Genomic DNA, 19,485 nt, shown 5'->3' on the forward strand with positions numbered 1-19,485 from the left:
TATATCACACTCTCTGAAATTTGTCCTATATTGACCATTATGGGTGTTGATTTTTTATGATCCGGAGTATCCTGTTTGTCTTATTTCTATTCGGAATTGGCATTCATCTTCATGGCCAGAATGTAGTTCAGAACCAGAATCTGGGGTTTTCGCTTGCCGACGGCAAAAAGAAAGTTCGCATCCCCATCGAGGTCTTTAACAACCTGGTGGTGGTGCCCGTGGTGCTGAACGACGCCCTGCCGCTAAAATTCATTTTGGACACGGGGGTGCGCACGACCATCCTCACCCAAAAAACATTTACCGACATCCTCAATCTGCCCTACTCCCGCAAGTACACCATTTCCGGTCCCGGCGGTGTGAAGCTGGTAGATGCCTATGTGACCAACAATGTTTCCATCGATTTGCCCGGCGTGAACGGGCGGGGGCATGCCATGCTGGTTTTGGAGGAGGACTATCTGGAGTTGAGAAATTATTTGGGCACCGACGTGCACGGCATCCTGGGCTATGAACTGTTTAGTCGCTTCATCATCGAAATCGACTACGAAAAAAAGATCCTGACCCTGATGATGCCGGAGAAGTTTCACAAAGGCCGGCGTTTTCAGGCCATCCCCATCATGATCGAGGACACTAAGCCCTACATGATCGCGCCCGTGACGCTCGAAAATGGCAGCACGCTCAATGCAAAGATGTTGATGGACTCCGGTGCCAGCCACGGCCTGATGCTGGAACCCTCGTCGGACACGGTCATCAAAGTGCCCGAGCACACCGTAAGCAGCTTGATCGGCCGTGGATTGGGAGGCGAGATCTTTGGCAAAGTGGGACGGATAAAGTCGCTCTCGTTGGGCACCTATACATTAGATAGAGTGATCTGCAATTTTCCCGACCCCAACAGTTACAACGACAGCATAAAGGTGGGCAACGTGTTTCGAAATGGTGCCATCGGCGGCGAAGTGTTGAGCCGTTTCACGGTGATCTTCAATTTCCCGCGCGAACGCGTGTACTTAAAAAAGAACAGCGCTTTTAAAAAGAACTTCTACTACAACCTCAGCGGGCTTACACTAAAAGCAAAAGGCTCGCAGCTCAACATCTTCGAGGTAACGGAAGTGCGCGATCAATCGGCCTCACAACGCGGCGGCATTTTGGCAGGCGATATCATTGTGAGCGTGAACGGGATTGCCACACGCGATCTGAATCTGAACATGATCAACGGATTTTTCAACAGCAAGCCCGGCAAAAAAATACGGGTAGAGATCCTCCGCAAGGGGGCGCGTATGAAAAAAGAAATGCAGCTAAGAGATCAAATCTGAGGCTCACGAAATTTTTTACTGCTGCCTAGCCGGCAGCCTACTGCATATATTCCATCAACTGCTTCTTGCGCTTTTTATACGCCTGGTATAAATACAGTTGTGTGCGACGGAACCGCAGGGAATTTTTTATGCTGTTATACAGGTCTTCCGCCGACAAATTTTGCTTGAGTAAATAATCCAGGATGCTGCCCGAAGCCAATGCTTCGTGGTAGTTGGAATTTTTAAGGACGGTGATGGGAATGTCTTTCGTCTTATTGTGCGTCGACAATTCGTTCACGGTTTCCAGCAACTCGCGTTTGCCGATGTTGTCGTCGATGAGAATAAAATTCGGGCGAAAGCGAATCAGGCGTTCCAAAATGCTTGTCAGGTCGAACGCGATTTCGGTGTCCATTTTCTGGCTGCGAACCTGGTGCAACTTGTCCAGGACCTTGCCCATGTCGATGGGATTGTTTCCGATCAGTAAGACGTGCAAAGGCTCCAATGCTTGACGCTTTTGAAGAGGGGTAGAGATTGTTTCCATAAAGCCAACTAAGTCCTTAAACACTGTATAAACGTAAAAGGTTGCTTCGCAAGATCTATTCCAGCACGGATTTTAATAGCACAGTTGATTCTTTCTTTATAATTTTCTCACTTATGGAAAATAATTCTTGAAACGGGTTGTCGTGATCGGGGGTGGCCTGGCGGGCCTGGTGGCGTCTGTGCAGTTGGCGAAGGCGGGTGTTTCGTGTGCGCTTGTCGAAAAAAAGGTCTATCCCTTTCACCGGGTATGCGGCGAATACATTTCAAACGAAGCCGTTCCCTTTTTAAAGGCCAACGATCTCTTCCCCGAAGCATTCAACCCACCGCGCATCACGCGATTCACCCTTTCTTCGGCAACCGGAAAAAGCAGCACGATGCCGTTGGATCTTGGCGGGTTCGGCATCAGCCGATACACGTACGACCATTTTCTGTATGAAAAAGCAAAGCAGCTTGGTGTTGAATTTTTTCTTTCGGAAGAGGTTGAAGCCACTGCCTTTGATGGAGAACGATTTCAGCTTCGCACTTCGGCGCGAACGCTGGAAGCCGACGTCGTGATCGGCTCTTTTGGCAAACGCTCGCGCCTGGATCACACGCTGCAGAGAGACTTCATCCGCGAACGCTCGCCCTACGTGGGCGTGAAATACCACATCCGCACGCAGCATCCCGACGACCTCATCGCCCTGCATAATTTTAAAGGTGGCTACTGTGGTATAAGCAACATCGAAGACGGGAAGACCACCCTCTGTTATTTAACACACCGCGATCATTTGAAACGATTCAAAAATATTCGCGACATGGAAGAGCAGGTGATGTTTCTCAACCCGCTGCTGAAGGAAATTTTCACGCAGGCAGAATTTCTTTTTGAACGCCCCGAGGTGATCAATGAAGTGTCGTTCCTCACCAAGTCGTGTGTGGAGGATCATGTGTTGATGGTGGGGGATAGTGCAGGCATGATCGCGCCGCTGTGTGGCAACGGCATGGCGATGGCCATTCACGGCGCGAAAATGGTGAGCGAACGGATCATTCAATTCGATCGGGGAGAGGTGTCGCGCGAGGCGATGGAAAATTTGTACACGCAGCAATGGAATAAAAATTTTAAAGGCCGTTTATGGTCCGGTCGGCAGATCCAAAAATTGTTTGGCAGCTATTGGGCTTCGAACCTTGCGGTGAACCTGGCGCTCTACATTCGGCCCGTTGCCAACACCATTATGCGCAACACGCACGGTGAGCCGTTTTAATACCTGAAATCTGGCTTTTGCGCCACCCACGGAAAACAGGGATGGCCTTGCCGGAAAGTATCCTTATTTTAAAATATCATCAACCAGAAAATCATGAACCAGGAAACCAATCGCAGAAATTTTTTGCGCTCCCTCGGCCTCATCACCGTGAGTGCTCTTCCCGGAGCGGCCCTTTTAAGTGCATGCGGCAAAAAACCAACCGCCGCCGACACCGCCGCTGCCGTTGACTCGGCCGCCATCAAGGCTGCCGCTGCTGCTCCCAAAGAATTGTTCTTCAAGATCTCCCTTGCCGAATGGTCGCTGCACAAAACACTGTTTGACAAAAAACTCGACAACCTCGACTTCCCCGCAAAAGCCAAAAACGACTTCGGTGTGTCGGGTGTTGAATTTGTGAATCAATTCTTCAAGGACAAAGCCAAAGACCAAACCTACCTGACCGAACTGAAAAAGCGCTGCACCGACAATGACATCACCGCGGTGCTCATCATGATCGACGGCGAAGGAGGTCTGGGCGATACCAACAAGAAAAAACGCAATGAAGCAGTGGACAATCATAAGAAGTGGGTGGATGCCGCTAAATTTTTGGGTTGCCACTCGATCCGTGTAAACGCTCACGGCGAAGGCACCCGCGAAGAAGTGGGCAAAGCTGCCACCGACGGTCTGCACCTGCTTTCCGAATATGGAAAAGGAGCCGGCATCAACGTGATTGTTGAAAACCACGGAGGCTACTCTTCCGACGGCGGCTGGCTGACCAAGGTCATCAAAGACACTGGCATGGCCAACTGCGGTACCCTGCCCGACTTTGGCAATTTCTGTCTGAAACGCGAGAAGGATAGCTGCGTGGAAGAATACGACCGCTACAAAGGCACCACCGAAATGATGCCCTTTGCCAAAGGCGTGAGCGCAAAAACCCATGAATTCGACGCCGCCGGTAACTGCGTTGAGACGGATTACACCAAGATGCTCCAGATCGTGAAAGACGCCGGTTACACTGGCTTCATCGGCATTGAATACGAAGGCAGCAAGCTCTCTGAAGAAGAGGGTATCCGCGCCACGAAAGCCCTATTGGAAAAGGCTGGCGCTGCCATATCATAAACAGTATTTCCTCTGCGCCGACTTTCTGTACCCGCTGAAGGTGAAAAAAGTAGGCGCAAAAATCATCCATAGTTCAAAGGGCCGGTATACCGGCCCTTTCTGTTGAAATCGTCGGTGAACGACGAAACTCTTCGGAGCAACCGGGAGTTAATTTTTATGACGTTGCGCCACTTGCTGCGGAACCTCAGATCGAATTGTTCAACTAAAAAAAATCTCTATGGAAACCCTGAAGATGAACATGACAGCCACGTCAACGGTGCGTATAGACGCACCCGCCACCGAAGTTTGGAAAGCCCTGACCACGCCTTCCCTCATCAAATTATATTTCTTCGGAACCGAGGCCCAGTCCGACTGGCAAGTGGGCAATCCCATTGTTTTTAAAGGTGAATGGAATGGCCAGGCCTATGAAGACAAGGGCATCATCATCGCCAACGAGCCCAACCGGCTTTTGCGCTACTCCTACTGGAGCTCCATGAAGGGCACACCCGACCTTCCCGAAAACTACGCGAACATCTCTTACATCCTCACCCCCGACGGTGCCGCCACCCTGGTGACCGTGGCCCAGGACGGTGTGGAAACCGAAAAAGAGAAAAAACAAAGCGAGCAGAACTGGGTCAAGGTGCTGCACAACATGAAAGATCTGCTAGAAAAGAAGGCTTAAACCCTTCTTTTTCGGCCTTTTTATTTTTTTTGACGAGATCATTTCATAAATGAATGAACATTCATTTATATTTGAGGCGTCAATGAGAACACGCGACGAAGCAAAAGAAGTAGCCATCCGGGAAAAAGCGATCGAAATGATCGTAAAGGAAGGCTTTGACGGTTTCAGCATGCAGAAACTGGCCAAAGCGGCCAATGTATCCCCGGCCACTATTTACTTGTACTTCAAGAATCGCGAGGACCTGTTGAACCAACTTTACATCACCATTGATGAAGTGTTTTCGGATTCGAGCCTGAGAGGTTTTGATCCGGAAATGACTTTTGAGGAAGGCTTGTGGCTGCAATGGAAAAACCGCTTCGACCATCATGTGAATTATCCAAACCATATTTTGTTCATGGAGCAATTCCGGAGCTCGCCCCTCGTCGACCATAAGGACATCAAGATCACGAAGTTCAAAGCGGCCATGGAGCAGTTTTTTAGCAACGCCATCAAGCGTGGTGAGCTGACGGAACTGCCCCTGGAGATCTTCTGGGCCATTGCCTATGGGCCCCTGTACACCCTCATCAAATTTCACATGTTAAAAAAGTCGTTGGCGGGAAGAAAATTCTCACTGACCGAAGCCAAAATGCGCGACGCATTTAATTTGGTTGTGAAAGCACTAAAAAAATAAGTTTTACGTCTACAGCAGCGGAAAGCTTGTATCTACAATAAAGAATGAACATTCATTTATTTACCAAAATGCGCAACCCCATGAGAAATACCGCGTATGGCATTAGTAGCAACCTGGAAAACCACCCTATGAAGGGCACCTATATGAATGAAATATCCCCCGACATTCATGTGTTCAAGACCAACATCGGATTTGCACACGACGTAAAGAAGATTTCACCCGTTCTGGGCGAGGAATCGCGCATTAAGAAGTGGAGTGTGGATGTCGAGGATGTGGACAATGTTTTGCGTGTGGAGGCCCACCGCATCGAGCCCACGGAGATCATTTCGCTCATTACACAATGCGGCTATTCCTGCGAGGAATTGACCGATTAAATTAACACAACCTTTATATGACCCAACCTTTGACCACTAAGCAAAAGATTTTTTCCTCGTATGAGGTATTCATCATTGCCGTTTTAACCTTTCTTCAGTTTACGATCATTTTGGACTTTATGGTGTTGTCTCCGTTGGGAGCGATACTCATGCCCAAACTGCACATCACGACCGCCCAATTCGGGATGGTCGTGTCGGGCTATGCCATCAGCGCCGGTCTTTCCGGATTGCTGGCGGCGGGTTTTGCCGATAAGTTCGACCGGAAGAAAATGCTCTTGTTCTTTTATGCCGGCTTCATTGCCGGTACCGCTTTCTGCGCGCTGGCCCAGGACTATTACGCACTTTTATTGGCGCGCATCTTCACCGGAATTTTCGGGGGTGTGATCGGCTCCATCTCGTTTGCCATCATTACCGACTTGTTCAAACTGGAAGTTCGCGGCCGCGTGATGGGCTTTGTGCAAATGGCCTTCGCCGGCAGCCAGGTGTTGGGTATCCCGATTGGATTTTATCTGGCCAATAAGTGGGACTGGCATTTGCCTTTCGTGCTCATCGTCGTGGCGAGCCTCATCGTGGGCGTATTGATTGTGATGTACATGAAGCCGGTGGATAGCCACCTCCACAACAAGGTCCAGCGAAACGCCTTGAAGCACCTTTTCCAAACCGTGACGCGGTCGGAGTATGCGAAAGCTTTTGCGGCCACCACGTTGCTGGCCACGGGAGGTTTCATGCTCATGCCTTTCGGTAGCGCGTTCAGCATCAACAACCTCGGACTCAGTGCGGATGTGTTGCCTGCACTCTATATGATCACCGGTGTTTTCTCCATGGGCACAGGACCGTTCATCGGAAAACTTACCGACTCGATTGGCAAATACAAGGTTTTTGTATTGGGATCGGTGCTCACTTCGGTGCTGGTAGCCTACTACTGTAATCTGGGTGTCACACCGTTTTGGCTGGTCACGGTGATTAGCATATTGATGTTTGCCGGGGTATCGTCGCGCATGATTGCCTCTTCGGCGTTGATCTCGGCCGTGCCCGACCCTCAAGACCGCGGCGCTTTTATGAGCGTTAACTCATCGGTGCAGCAAATCTCCGGAGGTATCGCCACGTTTATCGCGGGGCTGATCGTGGTGCAGAGCCCCGACGGCAAACTTGAACGTTACGGAACGTTGGGATGGGTCGTTATCGGTGCCACCGCGCTGACCGTTTTCCTGATGTATTTCTTGAATCAATACGTGATGCAAAAAGCGGCGGCGACTCCTCCTAAACCCACCGTGGTAGAGGCGGCGCCACAAGAAGTTGCCCCTTCGATCGAATAGAAAATATTTTCTCCTTTATAAAGAAGAGCCAGCGACAACCTTCGCTGGCTTTTTTTATGCTATGAATTTCAATGTGGAAAGCGTGAGGTAAAGAAAAAAAGCGTTGAGACATGTCGCCGAAATAAAATTGAGCCACATCGTATGCTGGTAGTCTGCTTTGGTTTCATCACGGTAGGCCTGGGCGAACCAGTATAAGAAATAGAGCACCACGGGCGACAAGGCGATCAAAAATGCGATGGCCTGACGGTTTGAAAAAAATGCGTTGAAATAGATCACGAAGCCCAGCGTAACCACCCCAAAAACGGCGCCCACAAAATAGAACGTACCCCGGATGCCGAGCAAGAGGCTTAGCGTTTTGTCGCCGCGGCGTCCGTCTTCGTCGTGTTGATAGATCTGCGTCATGGGATAGTTGCCCCAAAGCATGAGAGTAGACAAGGCTGCGGGGATGAGCACGGGCCATTGCCAGGCGGTCTCCAGCGAAAATTTGTTTATGCCCACATAGCACATGATGAACGTGAAGAACCCCTGGAAGATCCCGGCCACCAACCAGCCGCCGATGGGATACTTTTTTAACCGGATGGCGGGATGGCTGTAGGCTTTCGACACCAGGCCGTAGACGAAGAGCATCACGGCAAAGGTGAAGCTGATCATCAACCATCCTAAACCAATGGCGAGTGCGTCGAAAAGCAAGGCGAGGGAATAGAGACCTTTGTTTACAGGAGGAGGATTTTTCAGACCGCCGATGCTTTTTTCATCTTTGTCGAAATAGCTGTTGTAACCGTTACTCGCCGGGTACAGCAACAGGTGTATAATGATGAATGTCCAGAACACCGTTGCATACATGCTGTTATTAGGAGATACCGAAAGGCTAAAAAGGAACACGGGCATCAGAAAATAAGAAAACGGAATGCGCATGTGCAACCATGAAGACAAAGAAAGCATAGGCGAAAAATTAATTTCCGAAGCTAAGAACAGCCTGATCTAAATTATAGTTTTTTGGAATATATTGAAACGCATGAGCCACATCAGCGCCATTGGAACGGCCAACCCACCGCATCGCTTCAGTCAGTCACAGATCGCCGACTTCATGACCCGGGCCATGCAGTTGTCGTATGAAGACGGTCGTAGGTTGCGGGCGATCTTCAATGCCAGTGGCATCTCCTACCGCCACTCGGTGCTGGAAGACTACGGACGTTCCGGCGAGTTCACTTTCTATTCCAACACCGACGACTTCGAGCCGTTTCCATCCACCTCCAAGCGCCTGCACTTTTTTAAGCAGAATGCGTTGAACCTCAGCTATTCGGCCGTGCAGAACATGTTGGCGCAGCGTCCTGGATTTGACGTGAAGAGCATCACGCACCTGATCGTTGTGTGTTGCACCGGCATGTACGCACCCGGTTTGGACGTGGACCTGGTGAAGAAGTTGAGCTTGTCAACAAACGTGCAACGCACAGGTGTGAACTTTATGGGCTGCTATGCCGCCTTCAACGCCTTGAAAGTGGCCGATGCCTTTTGCAAGGCCGACGCCAAAGCCAAAGTGCTGGTGGTGTGCACCGAACTCTGCAGTCTGCACTTTCAAAAAGTGGCCACGGAAGATAATCTTTTGGCCAACGCGCTTTTTGCCGATGGCTCGGCAGCCGTGCTGGTGGAAGGTGAAACCACAGCTTCCCCACGTTTGCTGCTCGAAAATTTTTGCAACGAGCTTGCCATCGAAGGCGAGGGGGACATGGCGTGGGCGATCGGTGACCTGGGGTTTGAGATGAAGTTGTCGACGTATGTGCCGGATATAATAAAGAGTGGCATCGCCCGCCTCACAGCTGCGCTACTGAAAAATATCTCGTCCGACATTTCGGCGATCCGTTTTTTTGCCATCCACCCCGGAGGCAGAAAAATACTGGAAAGCATAGAGGATGCGTTGGGGATCGACAAGGAAAAGAACGCACCGGCCTACCGCGTGCTGAAGAACTATGGCAACATGTCGTCGCCCACCGTCTTGTTTGTGTTGAAAGATATTTTTGACGGGCTGACCCCCGAGCACAATGGCCAACCCATCTTGAGTTTTGCATTTGGTCCGGGGTTGACGCTGGAAAGCATGGTGTTAAGAATAGAAACCGAATAAAAAAATCTATGCCCGATTTTTCGACCCGCAGCACCGACGCCGAGATCATGGACGACCTAGACTATGCGGGTGGATTGATGGACAAGACGCTGCGTGAGTTGGAGATCATCAACAAATGGCTTGGCGGAAATGCCGTTACGTTCTCGGCGTTGTCGCAGTTGTTGAATGGAGTTGATCGCGAAGGAACGGTCCGCATCGCCGACCTGGGTTGTGGCCGGGGAGATATGCTGGCGTTGGTGGATGCCTGGGCTTCGAAGCGCGGCTATAAAACGGAGCTCACGGGCATCGATGCCAATCCGTACATCGTCCGTGCAGCCGAACACCAACTAAAGCATTATCCACACATCCGGCTCTTGGCGCAAAATATTTTCTCGCCCGCATTCCGGGAACAGAAATTTGATGTGGTCATCGGCACGTTGTTCTATCATCATTTCACTCAAGAGGAGCTTGCGACTTTTTTCATGCAGCTGAAGCATCAATGCACCAAAGGATTTATCATCAATGACATTCATCGCCACCCCTTGGCCTATTACTCTATTAAATGGTTGACCCAGACCTTTTCGCGTTCGTCGATGGTGCAGTATGATGCGCCGCTGTCGGTTTTGCGGGCGTTTAAAAAAGGCGAATTGTTGGAGTGCCTGGAGAAGGCTGGAATAAAAAAGTATTCCATACGCTGGAAATGGGCATTTCGATGGCAGGTGGTGGTTTGGACGCACTAAAGTGTGGCGACCTGGAGGTGCAGGCAATATCCACTCGTGTATTCTCCCCCGACAATTGGCACAATTTTCGTAGTTTTACGATTGTTTAAACCGAATGGGCTTTATGAGGTCATTTTGTTCGCTTCTGATATTGTTTTCGCTGTTTTCGTGCGCTTCGGGGCCGTTTGGCAAGAAGGTGAAAGAACCTTTTCAGGGGAATGCCTATGAATCGAACAATCGTTTTTTCAGAGGCACCGGCAAGGGCACCAGTTCGCAAGACAACATTGCGCGCGCCAAAGCCGACCTGGAAGCCAAGGCTGAACTGGCGGGACAGGTGAACACCACTGTCAAACAAGTGGCTGACCAGTACCTGGGGCAAGCGGAAAATGAAAAGGGTGCCGACGTAGCCGACAAATTCCAGAGCCTGGTGCGCCAGGTAATGAACACCAGCATCAGCGACCTGCGCAAGACCGGGGAGAAGAAATATTACGATAAGAAGGAGAACGAATACACGGTGTTCATCGCCTACGAGATCAAGAAAAACGCCATGTTCCGGTTCCTGAAAAAGCAGGCCAAAACCGACCAGACCATCGATGAAAGACAACGCGAGGTGATCGAGAAGATCATCGACGAAGAAATAAAGAAAGCCGATGCCGATGATGCGGCGGGCGACAACTGATCATTAAAGATCGTTTTACAGGTAGAATCAGACCTGTTGGGCTTCGCGCCTGGCAGGTCTTTTTCATTTGCAACCTGCGGTCCAGGGAATGCGTCTAATGGGATATAGACTACCCCTTCACTATGAAAAATCTGATCCTAACCCTGTTTGCCGTGATCTTTGCCTCAAATCTTTTTGCCGGCGAGGGCGATTTCCATCTCGATAAAGAATATAAGATCGACAAGGCCGGGCTGCTGGACTTGCGGACGTCCGACGCCAAAGTGTTCATCACCGGCTCCGTGCGCGGCACGGCGCATGTGAAGATCGACCGCACCATCACGGCCAAGGGATGGACGTGGGGATCGGATGATTTTAAAGTGGAGGTGAAGGAAGAGAACGGCAACCTGATCGTGCAGGAAAGACAAAAAGGGGATCACGTGGCGGCCATCGGCTATTATATGGAAGTGTACCGGATCGAAATTGAAATACCCGAAGGCGTGAGCCTGAAGGTGCGGGGTGATGACGGCGACTATTACATCAAGAACGTGAACGGCGCCATCTCCCTGCGCATGGACGATGCCGACGCGGAGCTGGCCGGTTGCAAAGGCGACCACTTCGAGTTTAGGCTGGACGACGGCGACATTCACATGGACCAGGGCCGTGGCTCGCTCGAAATAGTGGGCGACGATGCGGATGTCGAGATCTACAAAGCCAACTTCACTTCCATCCGCGCCGATGTGGACGACGGCGACCTGGTTATTGAAACCTCGCTGGCCAACAACGGCGACTACAACATCGCTTCCCAAGACGGCCTCATTTCCCTGAACATCACCGGCGGCGGTGGCGAATTTGAGATTCGTCACGACGATGGCCGGGTCATTACGGATGGTGGCTTTAAAACCCTGGAAGAAGGCGAACACGAAACACGCCTGGCCCTGGCCAACGGCACGGCTAAGGTAAACCTGAAGGCAGACGATGCCCGGGTGAAGTTAAGAGCGCAATAATTTTCCGCAGCCGGTCTTTTCTACACATCGCAGAGTTGCACCGCCGCGCGCAATGACGTGAGCGGGTCTTTGACAGGAATGAATTCCTGCGCAACAAATCCTTTATAGCCTGTGGCCACGATGGCCTCCATGATGGCCGGGTAATACAACTCCTGGGTCGTGTCGATCTCATGCCGGCCGGGAACGCCGCCCGTGTGGTAGTGAGCAATGTATTTTTTGTTTTGCCGGATGGTCGCGATCACATCGCCTTCCATGATCTGCATGTGATAGATATCGTAAAGCAGTTTGAAATTTTCAGAGCCCAGTTTTTCGCAGAGGGCCACGCCCCAGGCGGTGTGGTCGCATTGATAATCTTTGTGGTCCACCCGGCTGTTGAGAAGCTCCATGCAAACCGTGATGTTGTGACGGGCCGCTATTTTCAAGATAGGTTCCAGTCCGCGGGCGCAGTTTTCCAGGCCTTGTGCGTCGCTGAGGCCGTTCCGGTTGCCGGAGAAACAGATCACGTTTTGGAGACCGGCGTCGGCGGCCTTGGGGATATTGAGGGAATAGTCCTTGAGCAATTGTGCGTGCAGCGACAAATCATTAAAGCCCGTTTCCAGACCGAGTGGCGTGGCATGGGCCATGGCGCAGGTGAGACCGTGTTTTGTCACCAGGGGCCATTGTTCGGGGGTGAGCAGTTCGACGGAGGTGATGCCGATATCTTTCGCGGCCACGATGAGATCTTCCAGGGGCATCGCGTAGCACCAGGGACAAACGGAATGACGGATATTGCCTTTTAAAGCCATAGAGTTTAGGGTTCGGTTGGAGGCGAGCGTGTAGACTGTGTCGTTAGGTTTTTATGATCCCTTCAAAAGTAATGAATCCACCCTTGTCTTGGGTGCCGGTCATCTGTCTTTGCAACCCAAAAAAGTAATGAAACAATAAAGACTTGGGATGGAGAAAACGGGGTCAAAATCGAAATAATGGTAATAAATTTGCGCCGGAGGGTTTTATTATGATCCGCGTCTACACCATCAGCCAGGGAAAAATCAACCAATACAAAAATCCGTCTTTTAAAGAGATCGATTCGCTGGAAAATATGGTGTGGATCGACCTTCAGTCGCCTACGCGCGAAGAGAAGGAATTCATTGAAAAGAACTATCACATCGAGTTTTTTACCTCGCAGGAGTTGCAGGAGATCGAAAGCAGTTCGCGCTTCCTGGAAACCGACGAGACCGTGGAAATGAACCTGGGCTTCCTCAGCAATGAGGCCGAGCTCACGGTGCAGAGCGTGACTTTTATTTTGAAGGAGAACCTGTTGTTCACCTATCGCCAGGGGGACTTGAAGATCTTTGCGGAAACGGTGCGCCGTCTGAAATCGGCCAGCTCGTCGGAAAAGAAGGAACACGGGCTCAACGTTTTCCTCACCGTTTTGGAGACCCGCATCGACGGCGATGCCGACTTGATTGAAGGGATCAATCGCAAGCTGAATGGTATCAGTAAGGAGCTCATCTCCCAACAATCGTTGAAACAAGATCTGCTGTTGGGGATCGCGCAATTGCAGGAGAACGTGATGCTGCTGCACGAGACCATCACGGAGAAACAACGGGTGGTGAGTTCGCTGGTGCGCATCCCCGAATTTAACCGGATCGAAAGCGAGCGGCTCAAGATCATCCTCAAAGACATTGCCTCCCTGTTGCAACACTCCCAGTTCAGCTCCGAGCGCTTGGAATATTTGCAGAACACCTTCCTGGGTTTGGTGAACATCGAACAAAACCAGGTGATCAAGATCTTTACCGTGGTGACGGTGGTGTTTATGCCGCCGACCCTGATCGCCAGCATTTACGGCATGAACTTCACGTTTATGCCCGAACTGCAATGGATGGCCGGCTATCCGTTTGCCATTGCTTTGATGATCTTTTCGTCGCTCATCTTTTTATGGTATTTCAAGCGAAAACGTTGGCTATAATCGTCTACTGAATCCTTCAACTTTTAAAAACGTGCAAGCACGATGAGCAAGAATCGCGAAAAAATAATGCACGACCTCCAGCGGCTGCTCGCTTCTCAAAATTTTCAATCGAAAGAGGAAGCGGAGAAGTTTATGGACAAACTCAAAGGTCAGTCCATCGGTGAAGGGTCTGCCACGCCGGAGGGACGTGCTCAACACCTGGTGTATGAAGCGCGCGAACTACGCTCGGCCTTGGACGCGGACAAGAAGATCTTCTCTGCGCTGAAACTGGACCCGGAATGCGTGGAGGCCTTTGAGTATATGGCGGAGTTTGCGGTCAGCCCGTTGCAGAGCCTTATTTTTTATCGGAATGGGATGAACGCCGGCCGTCGCAAGCTGGGAGAAAAATTCTTTGAAGAAAATAAAGGACGCTTTTGGGCACTGCATGAAACACGACCTTTTATGCGATGTCTGTTCGGCTATGCTATGACGCTCTATGAACTCGATGAGAAACAGGCTGCCTTGAACCTGTTCAAAGAACTATTGACGCTCAACCCGAACGATAACCAGGGCGCCCGCGACTACGCCATGCTTTACAGCCTTGATCTTTCACAACCCGATGTGTTTGATGAAATTCAGTCGCTATACGTCGACGATCGAAGCACGTTCAGGTTATTCAATAAGACTCTGCACATCTTTAAAAAAGAAGGCGACACCGCCGCAGCCAGGGAAATGTTGCAACAAGCCCGGTCGCAAAACGGTCATGTGATGGCGTTTTTGATGTCGGATAAAACGCTGCCACCGGGTGGAAGTGAATATGTGAAGGGAGAAAAAAGTGAGGCGGTTTATTATGCCACTGTTGCCCGTGGTGTTTGGCATCATACTCCGGGAGCGCAGGCTTGGCTGAATAATGTTTACCGGAAAAAGTGACACTATTCATAAAGGACACCATCCTTCATCACCCATTTCACCTGGCGCAGATCCGAAATGTTTTTGGAAGGGTCGCCTTTCACCACGAGAATGTCGGCTTTTAAATTTTCCTTGATCCTTCCCACTTCCTTGTCGAGGTGAAATACTTTGGCGTTGACGCTGGTGGCTGAACGCAGAACTTCCAGTGGATTCATGCCATAGGCCACCATCAGCTCGAGCTCATAGGCATTTTGACCGTGCGCGAAAACGCCCACATCGCCACCGGCGCAGATCACAACGCCTGCCTTGAGTGCTTCCTGAAATGTTTGGCGTTTTTGCACCAGGCGTTCAGGCTCCGGCTGTGAATCTTTTTTCCATCCACGATACTGGGCAATCGAAGCGCCTGCCGCGAGCGTTGGACAGAGGGCAATGCCTTTTTCCTTCATGAGCCTGAACACTTCCGGTGTTCCATTGTCGCCGTGTTCGATGGTTTCCACGCCGGCGACCGCAGCCCGTCGCATGCCTTCGGCGGTGACGGCGTGAGCGACTACGGGACGGCCACTGCTTTTGGCAGTTTCTACCACCAGCTTAAGTTCTTCCACAGAAAACGTCGGTTGTGCTTCTTCTTTCAGACCCCAACGATAGTCGGCGTATACTTTTACGATGTCGGCGCCTTTGCCAATCTGGTCCCGGACCACCTGGATCAGGTTGGGGCCGTCGGCTTGTTCGGCGCCCAGCATCACCGTGAAGTCGGTGTCAAATCCTTTGGGGCCATAGCTTCCGGTGGCTACGATGGCGCGACCAGCCACCAACATGCGGGGGCCGGGGATGATGTTTTGGTTGATGGCTTGTTTCAAACCCACGTCGGCATAGCCGGCACCCTCCGAGCCGAGGTCGCGCGTTGTGGTGAAGCCGGCGCGCAATGTTTTTTCGGCATGCACGGTGGCGCGGGCTACCCGCAAGGCGTCGGATTCTTTGAGCACCTGGTCGTCCCACGGCGTTTCGTTATAAGGATGGAGGAGCAGGTGCGAATGACCTTCGATGAGTCCCGGCAGAAGTGTGCAACCGGGTAGCTTTAGCGTGGTGGCCTCCGGGGGCAGGTTGAGTTGGGATGGGACTCCGGCGGCCGTAATTTTGTCGCCGGTCACCACCACCACCCAGCCACTGTGCAGTTGTTCGCCATCGAAAACGCGGTCGGGCTCGAGAATATATTTTTGTTGGGCATGAACGGCGATCACCAGCAAGAAACCAACGGCGGCCAGCGTTGTTTTAGCGAAGGGTTTTTTCATGATTAAAAGGTAACTTTAATTGCAGATGCTTACAACACTTCTATGATCAGGATATTTGCCTTCATCTTTTTTATGATGTGTGGCGGACTGGCCTATGCACAGCCCGGCACCGAAATTTATCTCTTCGACCTGTCGCTGGAGAAAGATCGCATCACCTTGGTGCAATCCAAAAACATTACCGACCGGCCCGGCTATGACAACCAGCCGTTCTTTCATCCTGACAAAACCGTGCTGTACTATAGTGCCGCCGACAGCGCCGGGCGAACGGACATCATCGAGTTCAACTATGCGACCTTCAGCCGGCGAAACATCACGCGAACACCGGAAAAGGAATTTTCACCCACGGTCACCCCCGATAAGAAATTTCTCAGCTGCATCATCCAACGCGACGATGGCAAACAGGACCTGGGTAAATATCCCATCGACGGCGGCGCCCCTGTGGTGTTGATCGACAATCTGACGGTGGGCTATCATGCCTGGGAAAATGCTCAAAGCCTGGTGCTATTTGTTTTGGGCGAACCCCATACGTTGCACCGTCACGCGATAAAAGATCATACCGATAATGTGGTGGCCGAGAACATCGGGCGTTCACTGCACAGCATCCCCAAATCGTCCAACATCAGCTTTGTTCAAAAAACGGGCGACGATGCCTGGATCATCAAAAGACTGGAGAAGGACGGCACATCTACCGAACTGGCAAAGACGCTTCCAGGCCGCGAGGACCTGACCTGGACGCCCGACGGACGGATCATCATGAGCGATGGGGAAAAATTATTTTTTATTCGTCCCGGCAAAGATGCAGTGTGGAAAGCGGTGGAGATCAACACGTCACTGCCGTTGAAGGGGATTACCCGCCTGGCCGTGAATGCTAAAGGCGACAAGATGGCGATCGTGGTTTCAGAATGAAAGGCTTAACGACAGGGAATTATTTTTACCTTGGCGCCTTGAAAAAATAAGGATGCAGCACAAGATCAAACACATTGCCATCAGCGGCAACATCGGATCAGGGAAAACCACGTTGGTGGAAAAACTTTCCAAACACTATAACTGGCTCCCGGTCTACGAGTCGGCGGACGACAATCCTTATCTGAAAGATTTCTATGAGGACATGACCCGGTGGGCATTCCACCTTCAGATCTATTTTCTCAACAGCCGCTTCAAACAGGTGACGTCCATCAAGCACAGCGACCGGACCATCGTGCAAGATCGCACCATCTATGAAGACGCCTATATTTTTGCATCCAATCTCCGCGAAAGCGGTCACATCGCCGAACGCGACTATCAGAACTACCTCGACATTTTCAACTCGATGGTAAACTTTGTGCAGCCCCCGGACCTGCTCATCTACTTGAAGGCCGACATTCCCAAGCTGGTGCAGCAGATCCAAAAGCGCGGCCGTGAATACGAATACGCGATGAGCCTGGACTATCTCAGAAAGCTGAATACACACTACGAGCAATGGATCAGCAACTACACGCTGGGTAAATTGCTGATCATCGATGTGAACCATCTGGATTTCGTGGAGCGCATCGAGGACTTTGCTTTCATTATCGGTAAGGTAGAGCTGGAGTTGAACAACCTGTTCGAGATGTGACCATCTCCCTCGAAGACATTCGCTTTACTTTTTCTTTACGCTGATCATCAGCACGCCCATGAGGATCAGCAACGTGCCCACTAGTTGCAACGCGTGAATCGGCTCCTGCAAGAAGAAATAGGCCTGCAAGATCGTGGACACCGGTCCAATGCTCCCCGCAATGGCGGCATTGTTTGAGCCAACACGTTTAATGCCCCAGGTGACGAGATAAGAAGGAATGACGGTGCCGAGAATGGCCATGAGAAAACTATAGAGATAGGTGGAAGCATCCTGATCCCACAGCGAATTGGATGACGTCACAAAAAAATGAAGCAGCACGGCCGCTGCTGCAAAGCTCATGGCATAGCTGTTGAACTTGGCTGCACCCACGGAAGGGATGAGCCGCCCGCTGCCCACGATGTACATGGCATAAGTGATGGCGCACGTAAAAATGAGCAGCGCACCTTTGTAAAAATCATTGGCCACGTCCACACGGGCCTCGCCCCAAAAAGCGATGAGCAAACCGCCATAGGTAATGAGCAAGGCCAGCCACTGCTGAACGCTGATCTTCGAGCGAAACACCAGGGCCGACATGAGCAGCACAAACGTGGGATAAATGAAGAGAACTAGCCGCTCGATGCCTGCCGAAATGTATTTCAGCCCCATAAAGTCCAGCAAGCTGCTCACATAATAACCGAGGCATCCCACCAAGGCAATGCCCAACCATTGTTTTCCCGTGAATTTCACGTTATCGCTTTTTTGAGACGACACAAACGCAGACACGACAAAGAAAGGAAGCGAGAAAAGCATGCGCAGGGCCAACAGCGTGATGGCATCCACGGGTGCTTCACGATAGGCGAGCTTGACAAAGATGGCCTTCGTGGAAAAGAAAATTGACCCCAGTAAGCAAATGACAATCCCACCAATGAAGTAGGCGTACGATTTTTTGTCAGACATGCTCTAGCGTGATATCAACGTAGCGAATTTTTTCAGGTCTTTTTCCGTGTTGTACACGTTGGGTGCTACGCGGATGGCGTTGCCCCGGAACGACACATAGATATTGTTTTTAAGCAGTTGGGTTTTGATCTTTTCAGGATCGTGCTGACCAAGCCGGATGCCGAACAGGTGTTTCGCACGATGGGCTTCATCTTCAATGAGAAACCCTTTGTCGCGCAGGGTTAGGGTGGCCTCGCGACTGATGTGACCGCAATACTCCTGGATATTGGCTACTCCCCAACGGTTGAGCTGTTGGATGGACTTCAGCAGCATGGGCACCAGCACAAAGTTGCTATGCTCACCCACCTCATAGCGCAAGGCTCCCGCCTGGTATGTGGATTGATAGTTGGTGAGTTGTGAAAACTGCTCGCTATGCGCCCGGTTCAGCCAGCTTTCTTCGATGGGCTTGCCGTGATCAAAATACTCCCCGTAGTACGCCAGGCCGGTGGAATAGGGACCGAGCAGCCATTTGTATCCTGCGCAAACCAATGCATCGGGTTGGAAAGCTTGTACATCGAAGGGCAGGGCTCCGACGGACTGGGTGCCGTCGATGATGAGCGCGGCGCCCACCTCGCGGGTGCGCCGGCGAATGGCCATCAGGTCAAACAGGGTTCCGTCCACCCAGTGGACGTGCCCCAGGGCGACTGCTTTTGTGTGGATGTCGATGGCGTCGAGGATGCGCTCGTTCCACTTTTGGCCGCGGCCTGAAAATTCTTCGGGAGGGGCGATGGATTTTAGTTGGGCGCCGGTCTCTTCACACAGGCGTTGCCAGGGATAGTAGTTGCTCGGAAACTGCTCGGCGGCCACGATCATGTTGTCGCCGCGACCGATCTTGAGGTTGCGCGCCACGTTGGCCATGCCATAGGAAACCGAGGGAACGACGACAATGCGTTTGGGATCGTCCGCATGAATGAGTGTGCCAAATTCCTGTCGCAACAATTCGGTGTCGCTGAAAAAATCTTCGGGTTTGATAGCGGCCGGGTTGCGCTTGCGGCGCAGGTTCCGGATGCCCACCTTCTCGGCATCTTTCAATTGAGGCGACATATAGCCGCAATTGAGATAGGTGATGCGCGGCGGCAAGGTGAAAGCAGAGCGTTTACAAGTGAGCATGGATGATGTTAAGCGATATACG

Annotated in this window: 21 protein-coding genes; 15 read left to right on the forward strand and 6 right to left on the reverse strand. The window is 51.3% G+C overall.

What is annotated here, in order from left to right; genetic code table 11:
* Positions 1–56: 56 nt before the first annotated feature.
* Positions 57–1,307 (forward strand): pepsin/retropepsin-like aspartic protease family protein, encoded by a 1,251-nt coding sequence (locus tag D4L85_RS08950; RefSeq protein ID WP_119754002.1) that lies wholly within the window; start codon positions 57–59, stop codon positions 1,305–1,307.
* Between the two features lie 37 nt (positions 1,308–1,344).
* On the opposite strand, the gene D4L85_RS08955 is transcribed toward D4L85_RS08950, so the two are convergent.
* Entirely contained in the window at positions 1,345–1,827 is a 483-nt protein-coding gene (locus D4L85_RS08955) for a response regulator (protein ID WP_119754003.1), read from the reverse strand.
* Between the two features lie 127 nt (positions 1,828–1,954).
* Between D4L85_RS08955 and D4L85_RS08960 the strand changes: the two genes are divergently transcribed.
* From D4L85_RS08960 to D4L85_RS08985, 6 genes are all read left to right on the forward strand, one after another.
* Positions 1,955–3,064, forward strand: a complete 1,110-nt coding sequence (locus D4L85_RS08960) for an NAD(P)/FAD-dependent oxidoreductase (RefSeq protein WP_119754004.1) — start codon at positions 1,955–1,957, stop codon at positions 3,062–3,064.
* A 93-nt stretch (positions 3,065–3,157) separates the two neighbouring features.
* Positions 3,158–4,159 (forward strand): sugar phosphate isomerase/epimerase family protein, encoded by a 1,002-nt coding sequence (locus D4L85_RS08965; protein ID WP_119754005.1) that lies wholly within the window; start codon positions 3,158–3,160, stop codon positions 4,157–4,159.
* Between the two features lie 217 nt (positions 4,160–4,376).
* Positions 4,377–4,820, forward strand: coding sequence for an SRPBCC family protein (locus tag D4L85_RS08970; RefSeq protein WP_228450829.1), 444 nt, complete (start codon positions 4,377–4,379; stop codon positions 4,818–4,820).
* An 82-nt stretch (positions 4,821–4,902) separates the two neighbouring features.
* Positions 4,903–5,490 (forward strand): TetR/AcrR family transcriptional regulator, encoded by a 588-nt coding sequence (locus D4L85_RS08975; RefSeq protein ID WP_119754006.1) that lies wholly within the window; start codon positions 4,903–4,905, stop codon positions 5,488–5,490.
* Between the two features lie 80 nt (positions 5,491–5,570).
* A complete protein-coding gene (locus tag D4L85_RS08980; protein WP_160143621.1) occupies positions 5,571–5,864 on the forward strand; it encodes a hypothetical protein in 294 nt (97 codons plus the stop codon).
* Positions 5,865–5,881: 17 nt separating this feature from the next.
* A complete protein-coding gene (locus D4L85_RS08985; protein ID WP_119754008.1) occupies positions 5,882–7,180 on the forward strand; it encodes an MFS transporter in 1,299 nt (432 codons plus the stop codon).
* A gap of 54 nt (positions 7,181–7,234) precedes the next feature.
* On the opposite strand, the gene D4L85_RS08990 is transcribed toward D4L85_RS08985, so the two are convergent.
* The gene (locus D4L85_RS08990) at positions 7,235–8,122 is read right to left on the reverse strand and encodes a UbiA family prenyltransferase (protein ID WP_119754009.1); all 888 of its coding nucleotides are present in this window, start codon (positions 8,120–8,122) and stop codon (positions 7,235–7,237) included.
* Positions 8,123–8,195: 73 nt separating this feature from the next.
* Between D4L85_RS08990 and D4L85_RS08995 the strand changes: the two genes are divergently transcribed.
* The 4 genes from D4L85_RS08995 (at position 8,196) to D4L85_RS09010 (ending at position 11,659) form a co-directional block, all read left to right on the forward strand.
* A complete protein-coding gene (locus D4L85_RS08995) occupies positions 8,196–9,299 on the forward strand; it encodes a type III polyketide synthase (RefSeq protein ID WP_119754010.1) in 1,104 nt (367 codons plus the stop codon).
* 8 nt (positions 9,300–9,307) lie between these two features.
* On the forward strand, positions 9,308–10,018 hold the full coding sequence (locus D4L85_RS09000) for a methyltransferase domain-containing protein (RefSeq protein ID WP_119754011.1): 711 nt from the start codon (positions 9,308–9,310) through the stop codon (positions 10,016–10,018).
* Between the two features lie 103 nt (positions 10,019–10,121).
* Positions 10,122–10,676 carry a hypothetical protein gene (locus tag D4L85_RS09005; protein WP_160143622.1) on the forward strand — a complete coding sequence of 185 codons (555 nt, stop codon included), beginning with the start codon at positions 10,122–10,124 and terminating at the stop codon, positions 10,674–10,676.
* Between the two features lie 122 nt (positions 10,677–10,798).
* Positions 10,799–11,659, forward strand: a complete 861-nt coding sequence (locus D4L85_RS09010) for a DUF4097 family beta strand repeat-containing protein (protein ID WP_119754013.1) — start codon at positions 10,799–10,801, stop codon at positions 11,657–11,659.
* A 20-nt stretch (positions 11,660–11,679) separates the two neighbouring features.
* On the opposite strand, the gene D4L85_RS09015 is transcribed toward D4L85_RS09010, so the two are convergent.
* Positions 11,680–12,444: a hydroxypyruvate isomerase family protein gene (locus tag D4L85_RS09015; RefSeq protein WP_119754014.1), complete on the reverse strand. Its 765-nt coding sequence runs from the start codon at positions 12,442–12,444 to the stop codon at positions 11,680–11,682.
* 209 nt (positions 12,445–12,653) lie between these two features.
* Between D4L85_RS09015 and corA the strand changes: the two genes are divergently transcribed.
* Positions 12,654–13,607 (forward strand): magnesium/cobalt transporter CorA, encoded by a 954-nt coding sequence (gene corA / locus D4L85_RS09020; protein ID WP_119754015.1) that lies wholly within the window; start codon positions 12,654–12,656, stop codon positions 13,605–13,607.
* Positions 13,608–13,649: 42 nt separating this feature from the next.
* Positions 13,650–14,516 carry a tetratricopeptide repeat protein gene (locus D4L85_RS09025; protein WP_119754016.1) on the forward strand — a complete coding sequence of 289 codons (867 nt, stop codon included), beginning with the start codon at positions 13,650–13,652 and terminating at the stop codon, positions 14,514–14,516.
* A 2-nt stretch (positions 14,517–14,518) separates the two neighbouring features.
* On the opposite strand, the gene D4L85_RS09030 is transcribed toward D4L85_RS09025, so the two are convergent.
* A complete protein-coding gene (locus tag D4L85_RS09030; RefSeq protein WP_119754017.1) occupies positions 14,519–15,784 on the reverse strand; it encodes a metal-dependent hydrolase family protein in 1,266 nt (421 codons plus the stop codon).
* A gap of 42 nt (positions 15,785–15,826) precedes the next feature.
* On the opposite strand from D4L85_RS09030, the gene D4L85_RS09035 reads away from it, so the two are divergent.
* Entirely contained in the window at positions 15,827–16,690 is an 864-nt protein-coding gene (locus D4L85_RS09035) for a TolB family protein (protein ID WP_119754018.1), read from the forward strand.
* 52 nt (positions 16,691–16,742) lie between these two features.
* On the forward strand, positions 16,743–17,378 hold the full coding sequence (locus D4L85_RS09040) for a deoxynucleoside kinase (RefSeq protein ID WP_119754019.1): 636 nt from the start codon (positions 16,743–16,745) through the stop codon (positions 17,376–17,378).
* Positions 17,379–17,402: 24 nt separating this feature from the next.
* Here the strand turns inward: D4L85_RS09040 and D4L85_RS09045 are convergent, their stop codons facing one another.
* Together D4L85_RS09045 and D4L85_RS09050 are read right to left on the reverse strand one after the other, a co-directional pair.
* Entirely contained in the window at positions 17,403–18,314 is a 912-nt protein-coding gene (locus tag D4L85_RS09045) for a DMT family transporter (RefSeq protein ID WP_119754020.1), read from the reverse strand.
* Positions 18,315–18,317: 3 nt separating this feature from the next.
* Positions 18,318–19,463, reverse strand: a complete 1,146-nt coding sequence (locus D4L85_RS09050; RefSeq protein ID WP_119754021.1) for an aminotransferase class V-fold PLP-dependent enzyme — start codon at positions 19,461–19,463, stop codon at positions 18,318–18,320.
* Between the last annotated feature and the right edge of the window lie 22 nt (positions 19,464–19,485).

The sequence above is a fragment of the Chryseolinea soli genome, from assembly GCF_003589925.1.
GTDB classification, from domain to species: domain Bacteria; phylum Bacteroidota; class Bacteroidia; order Cytophagales; family Cyclobacteriaceae; genus Chryseolinea; species Chryseolinea soli.

Coding starts and splice junctions, on each gene's coding strand:
- D4L85_RS08950 (WP_119754002.1), top strand. CDS start 57: ATGATCCGGAGTATCCTGTTTGTCTTATTTCTATTCGGAATTGGCATT.
- D4L85_RS08955 (WP_119754003.1), bottom strand. CDS start 1,827: ATGGAAACAATCTCTACCCCTCTTCAAAAGCGTCAAGCATTGGAGCCT.
- D4L85_RS08965 (WP_119754005.1), top strand. CDS start 3,158: ATGAACCAGGAAACCAATCGCAGAAATTTTTTGCGCTCCCTCGGCCTC.
- D4L85_RS08970 (WP_228450829.1), top strand. CDS start 4,377: ATGGAAACCCTGAAGATGAACATGACAGCCACGTCAACGGTGCGTATA.
- D4L85_RS08975 (WP_119754006.1), top strand. CDS start 4,903: ATGAGAACACGCGACGAAGCAAAAGAAGTAGCCATCCGGGAAAAAGCG.
- D4L85_RS08980 (WP_160143621.1), top strand. CDS start 5,571: ATGAGAAATACCGCGTATGGCATTAGTAGCAACCTGGAAAACCACCCT.
- D4L85_RS08985 (WP_119754008.1), top strand. CDS start 5,882: ATGACCCAACCTTTGACCACTAAGCAAAAGATTTTTTCCTCGTATGAG.
- D4L85_RS08990 (WP_119754009.1), bottom strand. CDS start 8,122: ATGCTTTCTTTGTCTTCATGGTTGCACATGCGCATTCCGTTTTCTTAT.
- D4L85_RS08995 (WP_119754010.1), top strand. CDS start 8,196: ATGAGCCACATCAGCGCCATTGGAACGGCCAACCCACCGCATCGCTTC.
- D4L85_RS09000 (WP_119754011.1), top strand. CDS start 9,308: ATGCCCGATTTTTCGACCCGCAGCACCGACGCCGAGATCATGGACGAC.
- D4L85_RS09005 (WP_160143622.1), top strand. CDS start 10,122: ATGAGGTCATTTTGTTCGCTTCTGATATTGTTTTCGCTGTTTTCGTGC.
- D4L85_RS09010 (WP_119754013.1), top strand. CDS start 10,799: ATGAAAAATCTGATCCTAACCCTGTTTGCCGTGATCTTTGCCTCAAAT.
- D4L85_RS09015 (WP_119754014.1), bottom strand. CDS start 12,444: ATGGCTTTAAAAGGCAATATCCGTCATTCCGTTTGTCCCTGGTGCTAC.
- corA (WP_119754015.1), top strand. CDS start 12,654: ATGATCCGCGTCTACACCATCAGCCAGGGAAAAATCAACCAATACAAA.
- D4L85_RS09025 (WP_119754016.1), top strand. CDS start 13,650: ATGAGCAAGAATCGCGAAAAAATAATGCACGACCTCCAGCGGCTGCTC.
- D4L85_RS09030 (WP_119754017.1), bottom strand. CDS start 15,784: ATGAAAAAACCCTTCGCTAAAACAACGCTGGCCGCCGTTGGTTTCTTG.
- D4L85_RS09035 (WP_119754018.1), top strand. CDS start 15,827: ATGATCAGGATATTTGCCTTCATCTTTTTTATGATGTGTGGCGGACTG.
- D4L85_RS09040 (WP_119754019.1), top strand. CDS start 16,743: ATGCAGCACAAGATCAAACACATTGCCATCAGCGGCAACATCGGATCA.
- D4L85_RS09045 (WP_119754020.1), bottom strand. CDS start 18,314: ATGTCTGACAAAAAATCGTACGCCTACTTCATTGGTGGGATTGTCATT.
- D4L85_RS09050 (WP_119754021.1), bottom strand. CDS start 19,463: ATGCTCACTTGTAAACGCTCTGCTTTCACCTTGCCGCCGCGCATCACC.